Source organism: Halobacillus yeomjeoni (assembly GCF_020171525.1).
Lineage (GTDB): Bacteria > Bacillota > Bacilli > Bacillales > Halobacillaceae > Halobacillus > Halobacillus yeomjeoni.
The window spans coordinates 931,056-945,618 of sequence record NZ_JAIVAI010000001.1 but is presented as its reverse complement, the minus strand read 5'-3'; the positions used below and the strand labels follow the sequence as shown (position 1 = coordinate 945,618).

The following is a 14,563-nucleotide window of genomic DNA, read 5'->3' as shown; positions in this document are numbered from 1 at the left end:
TTTTATTTATCCAGAGCATGGGATGGCAGGGAAAACAGTCCGCTTTCCGCAGGGGACGCTTCAGCCTCCTTGCACTTCGTTCTACGGGGTCACACCTTGTTCCTTTTTCCCGCAGGAGTCTACCTGTTTCCCCTCCCATCCCGTTCGTAGTTGGTGTAGCGGACTTCGGTAATTTCCGACCCTCCTATTTTGAAGAGGTGGCCTTTTAGAATGGCGAGACTCCTGTGGGATAAAGGTACATCGTGAGACCCCGGAAGGCGCAGCCTGAGGAGGCTCACGGTACCCCACGGAAAGGGAGTCATTCTAAAAGGCCGCCTCATACAAAACCCAGGACGGAGAGAACTGATATGAGCTCACATGTGAAATAACAATACCAAGCAATAACAGAGCCAAAGAAATAAAAATATATGAAAGGAAAGATCGTTTATGACAAAACACAAGATCTATACGATGAGTTTCGCAAGCGTCTATCCCCACTACGTTAAAAAAGCGGAAAAAAAGGAGCGTACGAAATCAGAAGTCGACGAAATCATCCGTTGGTTGACAGGATACAACCAGGAAGAGTTGGAAACACAACTGGAAGAAAAAAAAGACTTTGAAACCTTCTTTGAGGAAGCTCCTGATATGAATCCATCACGTAGAAAAATCAAAGGCGTCGTCTGCGGCGTACGAGTGGAAGACATCGAAGAGCCTATGATGCAGGAAATCCGCTATTTGGACAAGCTGATCGACGAGTTAGCGAAAGGAAAAGCGATGGAGAAGATATTGCGTTCATAAAAAACTTGAACCTCATACTCATAAAGTGTTATAATTTTTAGACAATTGAAACAGAAAGGGATGATGGGTGGACAATGAAGAACTAATCTTATTTTTTTACTATTTGAAATCATATATTTCAGATTGAAAAAACATAGGATTAGTCTGCCCATTTTTCTATATGATGCTTAGTCATGCCGTTGATGAGGTATGGACTATAGTATAAATGCGATTCGACTAATCCTTCCAAAACCATTTGGGAGGATTATTTATTTTTATATTATATCCTCCCTAACGTAGAAGGGATAGGTCGTTATGTTAGAACTCATGAAGCTGCAGAATGTGAAACTGGAAATTGAAAATGAAACCTTAATTCATAAAATAAACACGCATGTACAAGAAGGGGATGTTATTGGAATCATCGGCAAAAACGGAGCGGGTAAATCCACGTTATTGCAATTGATCAATGATGATGTCCAACCATCGGAAGGACAAAAGAAACACCTGCAGGATCAATTGCGGATAACGATGGTTGCTCAAGAAACCGAATCTTATGATTTCGGCGATGTTACATCTGCAGAAGAAACGCTCTTAAGAAAGTGGAAGGTGCCTGATCGGATATTTTCGGAGTTGAGCGGTGGAGAGAAGTTGAAGGCTCGTCTAGCAAGGGGCCTGGCAGAGGATGCGGATATATTATTGCTGGATGAACCTACCAATCATCTGGATGAGAACAGCTTGCGGTTCCTCATCGAACAAATCAAGAGCTTTGAAGGAACCGTTATTCTTGTGTCCCATGATCGTTACTTTTTGGATGAAGCAGCTTCGAAAATCTGGTCGATTGAAGACAGAGAACTCATAAGTCATTCCGGCAACTACACAAGCTACATGGAGGCTCGTGAAGCTGAGAGGCTCACCCAGAAGCGTGAATATGAAAAACAGCAGAAGATGAAAGAACGAATTGAAAATCAAATGAATCAGCTGACTTCGTGGTCAAAATCAGCGCATGCACAATCCACCAAGCAGGAAGGTAAAAAGGAATACTACCGGAAAAAAGCGAAACGCATGGATGCCCAGGTAAAGTCAAAACAAAAAAGACTTGAAAAAGAGCTGGAAAAAATAAATGTGGACAGTCCTTCACCAGAGTACGAAGTTCAGTTTTCCTTTAAATCGAACAATAAAAAAGGGAAGCGGTTTTTAGAAGTGAAGGATCTAGAAAAGTCGTTTGGTGAATTGAATCTATTCAAGAATTCCAATTTCACCATCCAGCATGGGGAGAAGGTTGCGATTACAGGGGGTAATGGCAGCGGAAAAACGACTTTCCTTAATATGATCATAGGAAAAGAGACTGTTTCCAAAGGGGAGATCTGGATTTCTCCATCTGCGGATATCGGGTATTTAACTCAGGAAGTATTTGATCTGCCTCTTGAAAAAACCCCCGAACAGTTATTTGATAAAGATACGTTTCAAAAAAGAGGGCATGTCAGAAATTTGATGAAGCATTTAGGTTTCTCTTCATCTCAGTGGACAGAACCCTTCGGTGATATGAGTATGGGGGAGCGTGTAAAATGCAAGCTTATGAAGTATATTCTGGAAGAGAAGGATGTTCTTCTATTAGATGAGCCTACCAACCACTTGGATCTGCCATCCAGGGAACAACTTGAAGAAACACTATGTCAATATGAAGGTACTTTGCTTGTCGTATCCCATGACCGGTACCTCCTTGATAAGATTACGGATACGAAGCTCTTGTTTTCCAATCAAACCGTCGTTAAACAGCTGAGTGCGCAAGGTGAGCCAGGCACAAGTCAATTGCATGAAGAATCCCGATTAACACTTGAAACTGAAAGGCAGGAAGTACTCGGGAAGCTGAGTGTGGCAGTGCCGAACAGTGAAGAATATGAGGATCTGGACAAGAGGTTCATTGAGCTAACCCGAATGATTAGTGAAATGAACGGAAAGTAGTCTTCTGTGTGATTCTGAGAGACCATACACCATTTAAAAACCGTTTTATATTAATGGATTAAAATACATCACTTTGCCGGCGTTGAAATTAAGAGGTGAAAATCAACAATTGATAAAGGCTGAACACTTCTTGTAAGTGGTCAGCTTTATTTAATACTATTGTCGTGTCTGTAAAATTTTTCTGCGAATTTAGCATTTATCTGTGCTCAGCCAAAAGAACTGATCCACTCTATCCATAGAATCGTCCTGACAATATTGCACATTATACTGTTTGATTATCTTCTTTCAGGGAAAACTATACCAAGCGTAACGACTAGTAAATATACGACTAGGAGGTAACATAGATGAGTAAATCTGCGATTATTACTGGTGGCGGAAGCGGGTTAGGGAAAGCCACTGCACTTCGTTTAGCAGAGGAAGGAATTAACATTGCAGTCGTAGACATTGATGAAGAAGGCGGGCACGAAACCGTTGACCTGGTAAAGGAGCAAGGAGCGGATGCGGTCTTTATTAAAGCAGATGTTTCAAACGCTGAAGAAGTGAAAAATTATGTGGACAAAACGGTAGAAGCGTTTGGTTCGATTGACTACTTCTTTAATAATGCAGGCATTTCGGGCAGTGGAGAATTTTATCTCGACACAGAAGTCAGTGAAATCGAGAAGGTCGTTGGCATAAACTTGATGGGCGCCCTTTATGGAGTTCGTTATGTGGCGGAAGTGATGATGAAGAACGGAGGAGGATCCATTGTTAACACTGCATCAAGTGCTGGTGTGATCGGCCAGGATTCCGTTGTCACTTATTCAGCTACGAAACATGGAATTATCGGTCTGACGAAAAGTATGGTGGCGGAGTATGCCAAAGACGGTCTGCGCGTCAACGCAATTGCGCCGGGACCTACAGAAACCAAGATGGTAAAAGAATTCTACGACAACAATCCGGAAATGAAAGAGAATGCAGAAGCGGGGATCCCACAAAGACGTTTGGGGACACCTGAAGAAGTTGCTGAACTCGTAGCATTTCTCCTCACATCAAAAGCAAAATACATCAACGGTGAAGTGGTGCGCATTGATGGAGGATTCACGAATACGAAGTGAGGCATGTAATTCAGCCGAAAAGTTACAAGATCTTTCACTGTGTATCACGCAGTACAGTTCATTCCACTTAATTGGTAGAAAGATATCCATGCAAAAAACGCTCTGAATAAAATCAGAGCGTTTTTCATTGCTTTTAAGAGATTCATTTAATCGATAAGTTTGTATTAACCAATCGCTTTTTCTTGTTCAGGTTCTTCCTCATCTTCCCAAGCTTCAGCCTCAGTGATACCTAGTTTGCTTGGTTCGAATGTAGGGTTCTTTCCAGCTTTTCGCTGCATTTCATAGTCTTTCAATACCTTGAAAGCTACTCTACCTAAGAGTCCAATCGCTACCAAGTTGATCAAGGTCATAAGAGCCATGAACAAGTCGGCCATTTTCCAAACCAGGCTCAGACTTGAAATGGAACCGATGAAAACGAAGGCCATAGTGGCAAGACGGAAAATAAGCTTTGCAGCTGGACTTTCTTTAATGAATTCGATGTTCGTTTCACCATAATAATAAGAACCGATGATGGAACTGAAAGCGAATAACAGAATGGCAAGAGCAATGAATACACCAGCCCAGCCACCGATGTGAGAGTTCAGTGAGTTTTGCAGCAATTCGATACCTGAAACATCTCCAGATTGGAAAGCAGGAGCAAGCAGGATGATGAATGCTGTCGCAGAACATACAAGAATCGTATCAACAAAAACACCTAGTGATTGAATCAGACCTTGCTTGGCAGGGTGAGATGTAGTGGAAGTCGCTGCTGCGTTCGGCGCACTACCCATACCTGCTTCGTTAGAGAACAATCCACGTTTAACACCATTCATGATGGCTGCACCAATGGCACCACCGAAGGCTTGTTCCATTCCGAAAGCGGAACCTACGATAATTCCAATGACATTCGGCAGTTCAGCAAAATTGATGAACAATACGACTAAAGCGATTGCAATATACAATAAAGCCATGACCGGAACGATGACACTGGATAAGTTCGCAATACGGTGAACTCCACCGAAAATGACAAGGCCGGTGACGGCAGTAATGATCAGCCCCATCACTAATCGATCCATGCCAAAGGCATTTTCAAATGCTAGAGCAATCGTGTTACTTTGCACAGAGTTGAAGATCAATCCGAAAGTGAATGCGATTAATAGGGCAAAGATGATTCCCAACCATCGCGCTTTCAACCCTTTTTCGATATAATAGGCCGGTCCACCGCGGAATGCAGTAGAATCCTTGATTTTATATACTTGAGCGAGCGTACTCTCGATGAATGCAGTAGCTCCTCCAAGAAGTGCCACAATCCACATCCAGAACACCGCTCCTGGACCACCTAGTGTGATGGCAACAGCGACACCGGCCAGGTTCCCTGTACCGATTCGAGTAGCGGCACCAATACAGAATGATTTAAAAGGTGAAATATTTTTCTTTCCTTCTTCGAAATCAGGTTTCTCAGCAAGGACACGAATCATTTCACCAATGAATCGAAATTGTACGAATCTCGACGCAATCGTGAAATAAACTCCTATCCCAAGTAATGCTGCAATGAGTACATATCCCCATAGTACCCCGTTTAATGAATCAATAATTCCAGACAAAATACCTTCCATGTTTACAGTCGCCTCTCTCTTTTGTTTTTTTTATTTATTCTGAAAATTATAACACGCTTATTATTATACAATTGTCAGATAATAATTCAAGGGTTTTCGACAAATTACAACATATATACAAATCATGTAAATATTATCAAATTGCTGATGAATATTATTTTTAACCCTACAAAATTAAAAAATCCGCTGCCCAAGAGGGGACAGCGGATTGCATGGTTATGCATATTCATTTGTTTTGGAGAGGAATAGATCGATTGCTTCTTCAAGAGGAGATAAGGATTCGTTCCAAAAATCCGGATTGGATAAATCGTATTGTAAAATTTCCTCTCCTAATTGATCGATGCTCAGTAAGCCTGTTTTTCTGAGCACTTCACGGTATAAGTCAGGGAAAGCTTCTTTATGCTTAGATAATGAGTACAAGCTGTTGCTGAATAAATAACCGATCGTATAAGGGATATTGTAAAAAGGTTCTTGTGTATCAAAAAGATGTGGGACGGTCATCCACTTGTAGTGATCATAACCCTCTAGAGATTCGTTCGTCCATTTCTGTTCGGAAGATTTGCATAAGTTGCAAAGCTCTTCAGGACTCATTTTTGCATCCTTACGTAATTCATAAAATTTTTGTTCGAAATCAAACATAGAGGGAATCAAGGTTGTATATTTAACAGCATTCGTAATTTTCATTTCTAGAAGAGAGAGCTTTTCTTCTTCGGTCCCGGCTCGTTCGATAGCTGCATCCAATACAAGGTTTTCTGTGAAGGTCGATGCCGTTTCAGCCAGACTCGTCCCTTGTTCTTGGGAGAAAGCCGGCTCTTTTTGAAGAATCGAGTTGTGATAGGCATGTCCCAGTTCATGAGCAAGGGTGACGACATCCTGATAATTTCCTTCGAAGGACATAAGGATCCGACTTTCATCCTCCACAGGCATCGCTGCACAAAACGCTCCGAAACGTTTGTTCTTTCTTGGCTCAGCATCAATCCATCCATCCTCAAATGCTTTCTCTGCAAATTCACCCATATCTTGGCTGAACGTATGGAACTGCTCAACGATAATCTTTTTTGCTTCATCAAAAGTGACCTTGGTTTGTTGGTGGAATACAGGCGTGTGCATATCATAATAACTCAGCTGCTCTATTCCTAATAAACGGGCTTTACGCTCTAAAAAACGTTGGGTGTAAGGTTTATGATTTTGAAGGGCGTTCATCATCGCGTTTAAAGAAGGTTCAGTGATTTTGTTCTTATCACATAATTCTTTCCGTAAACTCCACCCCCTCATTGAATAAAGCTCTAATCTGTACCCGGCCAAATGGTTGATCATGGATGCGACGTTCGATTCATGCTTTCGGCATGTTTCTTCTATAGCTTCGGATGTTGTTTTTCTCACGGAACGGTCATTTGAGAGCATCGCCTGGATCATAGCTTCATTGGCGTTTAAACGCTGCGGCCCTTCTTCAAGGTTCACTTCAACTTCCACTTGGGAAATCCATTGTTCATAGTGATCCTCCCAACCAGAAAAACCATTCAATGATAGGCGGTTGATGGCAGATTCAACTTCTTTCGGCAACCGATCTTCTGCTTTTTCCTTAAGTCTCATCAAATAATGTCTGACAGGCACCATGGTTTCCAGTGAAAGCAGCCGCTTCCACGAAGGATCTGAAAGAGCATTCAACTGGTCTTCCAATTCCAATTTCAACTGTTTGATTTGAGATTGAAGATGATTGCTGCGATCCATCAGTTTCATCGCTTTTGTATCCTTGATATCATCAGATGATAAACAAATACAGTATTCATCAATTTGTAAGGCGTAGGAAGAGGCCTTCTGGATTTGTTGGATAATATCCGCCAGTTCATTTACCTCATGTTCGCTTTCAAGTTCTTTATGTAATTGAGATATTTTTTTACTTAAATCAGCGAGTTGATCCTCCAATTTTTTTGATTGTACCCCGCCAGGGTAAATAGATTCTAAATCCCAATTTATGCTTTGAGCGGTTTTCATCGTTTACATCCTCCTTTTTTTCTGTACTATTTTACAATAATGGAAACAAACGGAAATTGCATGTATGATGACTTTAATCCGTATTGTCTGGACTCTTTTATTTTTTATAAAGGAGACAGGCGGGGATTCATTGAATGTAATACAGAAGATTATTAGAAAACTATATTAAGTTAATGAAAAGGAGTTATAAATCAACAATAACTTCTAATGTTAGTTAAGAGGGGGGAGCTTTGTGCAGTGGTTGATCATACTTCTCGTATTCATCGGGGGGATAGGTGTTGCGATCCAGTCCACCGTTAACGGAGGACTCGGACAGAAAATAGGAGTTTTTGAAGGAGCGTTCGTTTCCTTTCTAGTTGGAACAGTAACTTTGTTTCTCGTCATGTTGTTCTTTGGGAGAGGAAACTTGATTCATGTCTTCCAAGTTCCCAAATGGCAGCTCATCGGAGGAATGTTGGGAGCGTTTTTCGTTTCCACGATGGTTTTATCCGTTCCGAGAATCGGGGTAGGGGCGGCTATCTTTACTTTAATTACTGCTCAGATCATCACAAGTTCTATGATCGATCACTTCGGGTGGCTTGGGATGAAACAGATTCCGCTGGATTGGCAGAGAATTACGGGAATGATCTTAATGGTGATTGCTATTTTACTTTATACGAAGAAATGACGGACCGTACTCTACATAGACTTTATATAAAGGCTGCCGGATAATTGGATCTGGCAGCCTTTCTTGGAGGTAAACAACTTACCAATAGAGCATATTGAATTTTGATGTTTTAGTAAAAAAGTTGTATATAATAAGTGGGGGTGATTGTGTGGATGAGAGAGAACTAGAGGCCCAGATCGATCAAATGCGGCAGACGATGCAAAAGCTGTATTTAGAAGATCCGCACAACCCCCAAGTGTTAGAGGTTTCACAATCCTTGGATGACTTATTGAACGAACTTACCAGACGCTCTATCACGAATAAGAAAAAATAGTTTCAGGGGTATTACTGAAAGGATTGTGAGAGCTGAGCCCTTCATCTCAATTGAAGAGATGAGTCCAGGGCTCTCCTCAATGATTATCAAATCAAGTAAAAAGCCCAAGCCAAAAGGCTTGGGCTATTAAACATTTTATAAATTATTCTGGTCGTTATTATCGGTGCGATTGACATTCACTTCGTTGAGACGGTTATCCATTTTCTCTAAATATTTAGAGGCTTTGTCTCTTCCTCCTAATCCGAAAGCAAGACCGAAGGCTAAAGCCAGTCCACCCAGGATGAGCATGAACGCTGTGTTAATGATGGATTCAGCAATACCCAGTTGATCGAGAGCCATGAATACGGCAAATACGATGATGGCATATTTGGCGATCAGACTTAGGATATGAGGAGCACCAGTTGAACTTTGTAGGATATTCCCCAGTAAGTTCGCAGTCAGATTTGCCAGCCACAAACCGAAGCCGATGATCAAGATGGCTGCTAGTACGGATGGCAGGTAGGCGGCTACACCTGTTGCTAATTCTACCATGAAGGCCAGGTTAAGAATCTGCATCGCTTCGACTACGAATAGGAACACGACTAAAATTTGGACGATGTATCCGACAATTTCTGAAAGACTTGTTTTATTTTCACCTTCGTCTATGGCTCCGAGACCCATTTTATGAAGCAGGCTGTTGAAGCCTAGACGGTCAAGTATAGAAGAAACGATTCCCTTGAGAATTTTACCAAGGGCAATACCAACTAGAATGAACAGAATAGCTGTAGCGATCTCAGGGAGCATCGTCAAAATGTCGTTCAACATGCTGATGGCTGGTTCAGAGATTCCACGGATATTCAACGTCTCCAAAGCAGAGATGGTTACAGGAATCATGATCAGGATGAACGCGATCATGCCGATGACATCTGACACAGTTGTGCCTTTGAACACTTGGTTCATGTTGAATCTTTCAGCAAGCTTCTCAGTTCCGATACTCTTCAGGAAACTGCTTAAAATACTTCGGACAAGACGAGCGACTACATAACCGATCAGGAAGATCAGTGCAGCGGCAAACAATTTAGGTATGAATGACAGGATGCTGTTCAACATTCCTGCGAACGGAGCGCTGATGCCTTCGAGTTGAAGCGCACCCAATACGGCAGGTAAGAAAATCAATAAGACTAGATAAAAGACGATTTGTGCTGCAGCATCAATCGCTTTTTGTCCGGATTCTTCATCTTCTACAGCTTTCGTTTTGATTAAGAACTTGTCAGCCTTCGCTTTACGTCCCCCGCTTTGGATCAATTTCTTCAATATTAAAGCAATGACGTATGCAAAAATGAGAATGAGAGCAGCTTTGATGATGTTCGGAATGGCTCCAGTAATCGAAGAAAGCATGGAAACCAAAGGTTGAGCGATGAAGCTTAAACTCAAGATATTGAAAAACCATACAAATGCGAAAATCATGACGAGCCAAAAGGCTACTTTAGCTATGATATTTTCACTGGAATACTTCGAGTTTCTTTTCTCATCACTTTGCTGGAACAGTTTCTCATCCCAACTGGTCTTGCGGAGTCCTTTCCTTACTGCACCTTCTACTGCTTTAGCAATGATATAACCAAGAAGAAGGACAATCAGGGCTAAAATGAGTTCAGGTAATTTGCCGGCTAAGTTGAAGAATTCTTGCTGCATGGAATTGAAATTCATTAGAGTTCCCCCTTTACTTTTGTAGTACATTAAGCTATTCCCAGTCAGGTTCTTTTGAAACCTTATTCGAGTGAAATTCGACAAAATTTTCAAAAAAATATCAAAAAGCTTAATCGGGTGGGAAAATCCTCTTGATTAATGGTGATTTTAGAAGGGGAATTCGATGAAAGTGTGGGGTTAAAAGGAAAAGATGATAATCCTTCATTTATGGAAATATCTCTTAAACACTTTCCATATATATTATGGAAAGGAGGAAGTTACATGTGCCACCTTTGTTATGGTTATTCCACGGCTCCAGGCTTTGCTCCGTTCAGGCCATGGTATTTCCGCCCTGAATCATACTTTTATTACAACCGTCAATATCCACCGGTGGATCCCGAGATATTCGTGGATTCAGTCACAATGATGCAGCGGCTGACTCAAGATGCCAATCAATTCCTTCAAAAAGTCAAAGATTCTCAAGATTTTGCAGAACAAGTGATGAAAGCAGCACAAAAAAACGATCAGGGGACAGTGGATGATTTGTTGACGGGGGCGGGGATACAATCAGATGCAGATATTCATTACAACCCGGATGGATTACGTGTGAAAATGACAGGGACATACGAAGGTGTGGACTGTTGTTATTTGACCATATCCCTCAGGTGGTAAAGAAAAAGCTATTTCCTTGGCGGAAATAGCTTTTTCTTCATTATAATCAATGTCCGAGCGTTCGCATAATAAATTCAATGAGAAAGACCATGGCGATAAGAACGACTGGCGTTGACAGTTCTCGTTGTCTGCCCATGGCGAACTTCACGATCGGGTAAGCGATGAATCCGAATGCCATTCCATCTGCGATGGAATAAGTGAATGGAATCATGACGATGATCAAGAATGCCGGCATCGTTTCGGATAATTGATCCATCGGTATTTCTTTTATGTTCTGCACCATCAATGCACCGACGATAATCAGAATCGGACTGATAGCGGTCGATGGCACCATGGAAATCCAAGGGATGAATAAAAGTGTCCCGATGAATAAAACAGCCATCGTGATCGCTGCTCTTCCTGATTTCCCTCCTGAAGCGATGACAGCCGCACTTTCTGCAGATGATACGGTCGGGGATGTCCCGAAAAAGCCGCTGGTCAAAGCAGAAAAAGCTGTAGCTTGATAGGAGCGCTTGAATTTATCTTCCTGTTGAAGCATGTTCAACTGTCCATGGATCAATCCCATATTTTCGAAGATGAGGACAATCGCAAGCGGAAAGACCGCCATCCAAAAGCCGAATTGGCTGATGACGCTGAAATCAGGCATGAATACCCAAGATTGTTCGCTCAAGGAAATCATTCGACCAGGTTGTCCGAGAATCCCTGTGAAATGTGCGATGATCGTCCCGATGATCATCGTAACCAGGAAGTTCCCTGGTACATTTCGTGTGAACAGAAAAATTCCGATGAACAAGGTCAACAAACTTGTAATCACCATTGCTGAAGAAGGATTCCCGAGTGTAATCAAGGAATGCTCTCCACGGACGACGAGACCGCCTTTTTCCAAACCGATCAATGTAAGGAATAAACCTAACCCGACGGTTATAGCATGTTTCAACGATTGGGGGATGGCGTGTTTCAACCAATCTCCAAGTCTTGTAAATGCCGTAACCAAAAATATCAAGGAAGCAATTAAGACGACGGCTAGTCCTTGCTGGAAAGTCAAGCCTGAACCTTCTACGATCGAGTAGGCGAAAAGTGCGTTGACACCCATACCTGGAATGAGAACCATAGGCGCGTTTGCGTATATGGCCATGATCAAACAGCCGACTGCACTGGCAAGAATTGTGGCGACCATCCCGCTTTCAAGCGGTAGTCCTGCACTCTCAAGGATCTGACTGTTGACGGCTACGATGTAAACCGTCGTGAAATATCCGATGAGTCCAGCCATGAATTCTTTCTTCCAGCTCAGCTTGTTCTGTTGCTGATTGAGCATTTCAATCTCCTCTATGAAATTAGCCCTCTCCCGCCCGGTTACCGAGTAACCCACAAGAATCCATTCTACTCTCTTCCAAACATTTTTTCAACGCTTTAACAGTGGTTTCTGCTTCGTAACGTTCTGTATTGATCGAAAATCTATTCTAAGGATAGAGGTAAATAATGAGGCATCCAAGTTACAGCTGTAAAAGTTTAAAGGAATGTTGGAAATAGAGCGTGTAATTTTTACAGTAAATAAAAGGCTCTGTTAAAGTTTAGTGTTGATTTATTCGTTTTGAGACTTTTGTGAGTGAATAGTTGCTTCAACCATGCTTTACTTTCATTTAAAAAGTTTAATTTACAAATGAAAACCATTTAAATAGAATGTCGTACCTTTTGGTTTTCAATCTTTTTACGAAGGTTCTGTAATTGCTTGGTATTGTTATTTTACATGTGAGCTCATATCAGCTCTTTCTGTCCGAGAATTTGTGTAGGCGGCCTTGGGAATGAATCCCTTTCCGTGGAGTGCCGTGAGCCTCCTCAAAGTAGTAGGTCGGAAAGACCATAACCGAAGTCCGTTACACCAACTACGAAAGGGATGGCAGGGAAAACAGGTAGACTCCTGCGGGAAAAAGGAACAAGGTGAGACCCCGGAGAACGAAGTTCGATGAGGCTCAAGCGTCCCCCGCGGAAAGCGGACTGTTTTCTCTGCCATCCCATACTCTGCGTAAATAACGGACCGGACACCTAATCCCATACTGGGGATATTTGATAATTATTTAAAATATCAACACCACCCTTTAACAGAGCCAAATTAAAAAAGTAAAGGAAACCAATATTTGGTGAAAGGCGGTTTTCCAAAAATGAAAAGCGTAATTTCAAGGATTGTGATAAAATGAGTATGGATCACCTTGTGCTAGAAAGCGTTTTCTCGATAGAATATAGATACATAGAATAAGGGACGGTGAAGTGAAATGAAGTACAGATCTGTATTTGATATCATCGGTCCGGTCATGATCGGACCGTCCAGTTCACATACGGCAGGGGCTGCCAGAATAGGACGAGCAGCACGCCACCTTTTCGGCCGTGAACCGAAATATGCGCATGTCCATTTATATGGATCTTTTGCCAAAACCTACAAAGGTCACGGGACTGATGTAGCGATCATCGGTGGATTACTGGATTATGAAACCTATGACCAGAGAATTGCACAAGCTCTTGAAACAGCACGCAGTAATGGGATGAAGGTGCGTTTCCATGAGGAAGATGCTCACACGGATCATCCGAATACAGCCCGTTTGAAGATCGGCGATGACGACGGAGAGTTGGAGTTGGTCGGTATTTCGATCGGTGGAGGAAAAGCTGAAATCACAGAATTGAACGGCTTTGAACTTCACCTGTCCGGAAGCCATCCTGCCATTCTTCTTATCCATAATGACCGGTACGGGGCCATCGCTTCTGCAACAGCCATTTTGGCGAAGCACCAAATCAACATCGGAAGAATGGAAGTATCCCGTAAGGCTCAAGGGGAACAAGCTTTGATGGTCATCGAGATGGATCAGAATATCGATGATTCTATATTGAATGAATTAGAACGCGCCGACCATATCACACAGGTCGCTAAAATATCAGAATAACTTTTTCGAAAAGGAGACTGTTTATGTTTCGAAATGTAGCGGAGTTAGTAGAACTTGCCGAAAGTCAGGACATTCAAATCTCTGAAGTGATGATTCGTCAGGAGATGGAAGTGAAACAAATGACTCGAGAGCAGGTCTATGGCCAGATGGAGAAGAATCTGGATGTCATGGAAAAAGCGATTGAAGATGGATTGAAAGGGGTCAAATCCCACAGCGGATTGACAGGTGGAGATGCGGTCCTTATCCAAAATTACATGAAGAACCACACGCCATTGTCCGGCAACCTTGTGATGGATGCGGTCAGTAAAGCAGTGGCAACGAATGAAGTGAATGCAGCGATGGGAACCATCTGCGCAACACCGACAGCCGGAAGTGCGGGATGTGTACCAGGTACGCTCTTTGCTGTTAAAAATCAATTGAACCCGACACGTGATCAAATGGTCCGTTACTTGTTCACCTCAGGAGCTTTCGGCTTTGTAGTCGCGAACAATGCATCGATCTCCGGTGCTGCAGGTGGATGCCAGGCTGAGGTCGGTTCTGCAGCGGGGATGGCGGCGGCAGCTATCGTTGAAATGGCTGGAGGGACGCCTTCCCAGTCGGCAGAAGCGATGGCGATCACTTTGAAAAACATGCTTGGTTTGATTTGTGATCCAGTCGCAGGACTCGTCGAAGTCCCTTGCGTCAAGAGGAATGCCATGGGGGCATCGAATGCCGTCACAGCCGCTGATATGGCACTTGCCGGTGTCACAAGCCGTATCCCTTGTGATGAAGTCATCGATGCGATGTATAAAGTCGGACAGCGCATGCCGTCTGCCTTCCGTGAAACGGCTCAAGGCGGCCTGGCTGCTACACCGACAGGTCGAGAACTGGAAGCAAAAGTGTACGGAATTTCGTTGAAGAAAGAGTGAATG

The 14,563-nt window shown here is 42.7% G+C and carries 12 protein-coding genes; 8 read left to right on the top strand and 4 right to left on the bottom strand.

The genetic code is table 11. The features are described from left to right. Window positions 1-426 precede the first annotated feature (426 nt). The 3 genes from LCL89_RS04855 to LCL89_RS04845 all read left to right on the top strand — a co-directional run bounded on the left by LCL89_RS04855 (window position 427) and on the right by LCL89_RS04845 (window position 3,812). The gene (locus tag LCL89_RS04855; RefSeq protein ID WP_224808180.1) at window positions 427-777 is read left to right on the top strand and encodes a DUF2200 domain-containing protein; all 351 of its coding nucleotides are present in this window, start codon (window positions 427-429) and stop codon (window positions 775-777) included. A gap of 294 nt (window positions 778-1,071) precedes the next feature. Continuing rightward, the gene (gene abc-f / locus LCL89_RS04850; RefSeq protein WP_224808178.1) at window positions 1,072-2,718 is read left to right on the top strand and encodes a ribosomal protection-like ABC-F family protein; all 1,647 of its coding nucleotides are present in this window, start codon (window positions 1,072-1,074) and stop codon (window positions 2,716-2,718) included. A gap of 344 nt (window positions 2,719-3,062) precedes the next feature. Then, on the top strand, window positions 3,063-3,812 hold the full coding sequence (locus LCL89_RS04845) for an SDR family NAD(P)-dependent oxidoreductase (protein WP_224808176.1): 750 nt from the start codon (window positions 3,063-3,065) through the stop codon (window positions 3,810-3,812). A gap of 164 nt (window positions 3,813-3,976) precedes the next feature. Here the strand turns inward: LCL89_RS04845 and LCL89_RS04840 are convergent, their stop codons facing one another. Continuing rightward, on the bottom strand, window positions 3,977-5,407 hold the full coding sequence (locus LCL89_RS04840; RefSeq protein ID WP_224808174.1) for an alanine/glycine:cation symporter family protein: 1,431 nt from the start codon (window positions 5,405-5,407) through the stop codon (window positions 3,977-3,979). Between the two features lie 216 nt (window positions 5,408-5,623). After that, entirely contained in the window at window positions 5,624-7,402 is a 1,779-nt protein-coding gene (locus LCL89_RS04835; protein WP_224808172.1) for a M3 family oligoendopeptidase, read from the bottom strand. A 232-nt stretch (window positions 7,403-7,634) separates the two neighbouring features. On the opposite strand from LCL89_RS04835, the gene LCL89_RS04830 reads away from it, so the two are divergent. Together LCL89_RS04830 and LCL89_RS04825 are read left to right on the top strand one after the other, a co-directional pair. Next, on the top strand, window positions 7,635-8,069 hold the full coding sequence (locus LCL89_RS04830; protein ID WP_197315851.1) for a DMT family transporter: 435 nt from the start codon (window positions 7,635-7,637) through the stop codon (window positions 8,067-8,069). 148 nt (window positions 8,070-8,217) lie between these two features. Next, complete coding sequence (locus LCL89_RS04825; protein WP_224808170.1) at window positions 8,218-8,382, top strand: Spo0E family sporulation regulatory protein-aspartic acid phosphatase; 165 nt, start codon at window positions 8,218-8,220, stop codon at window positions 8,380-8,382. A 135-nt stretch (window positions 8,383-8,517) separates the two neighbouring features. Here LCL89_RS04825 and LCL89_RS04820 read toward each other — a convergent pair whose 3' ends face one another. Continuing rightward, window positions 8,518-10,068 (bottom strand): mechanosensitive ion channel, encoded by a 1,551-nt coding sequence (locus LCL89_RS04820; protein WP_224808168.1) that lies wholly within the window; start codon window positions 10,066-10,068, stop codon window positions 8,518-8,520. 261 nt (window positions 10,069-10,329) lie between these two features. Between LCL89_RS04820 and LCL89_RS04815 the strand changes: the two genes are divergently transcribed. Further along, entirely contained in the window at window positions 10,330-10,719 is a 390-nt protein-coding gene (locus LCL89_RS04815) for a hypothetical protein (RefSeq protein ID WP_224808152.1), read from the top strand. A 46-nt stretch (window positions 10,720-10,765) separates the two neighbouring features. Here LCL89_RS04815 and LCL89_RS04810 read toward each other — a convergent pair whose 3' ends face one another. Then, a complete protein-coding gene (locus LCL89_RS04810) occupies window positions 10,766-12,034 on the bottom strand; it encodes an NCS2 family permease (protein WP_197315854.1) in 1,269 nt (422 codons plus the stop codon). 955 nt (window positions 12,035-12,989) lie between these two features. Here LCL89_RS04810 and sdaAB point away from each other — a divergent pair. Both sdaAB and sdaAA read left to right on the top strand, forming a co-directional pair. After that, window positions 12,990-13,652: an L-serine ammonia-lyase, iron-sulfur-dependent subunit beta gene (gene sdaAB / locus LCL89_RS04805; RefSeq protein WP_224808150.1), complete on the top strand. Its 663-nt coding sequence runs from the start codon at window positions 12,990-12,992 to the stop codon at window positions 13,650-13,652. Window positions 13,653-13,675: 23 nt separating this feature from the next. Continuing rightward, window positions 13,676-14,560, top strand: coding sequence for an L-serine ammonia-lyase, iron-sulfur-dependent, subunit alpha (gene sdaAA, locus LCL89_RS04800; protein ID WP_197315856.1), 885 nt, complete (start codon window positions 13,676-13,678; stop codon window positions 14,558-14,560). Window positions 14,561-14,563 lie beyond the last annotated feature (3 nt).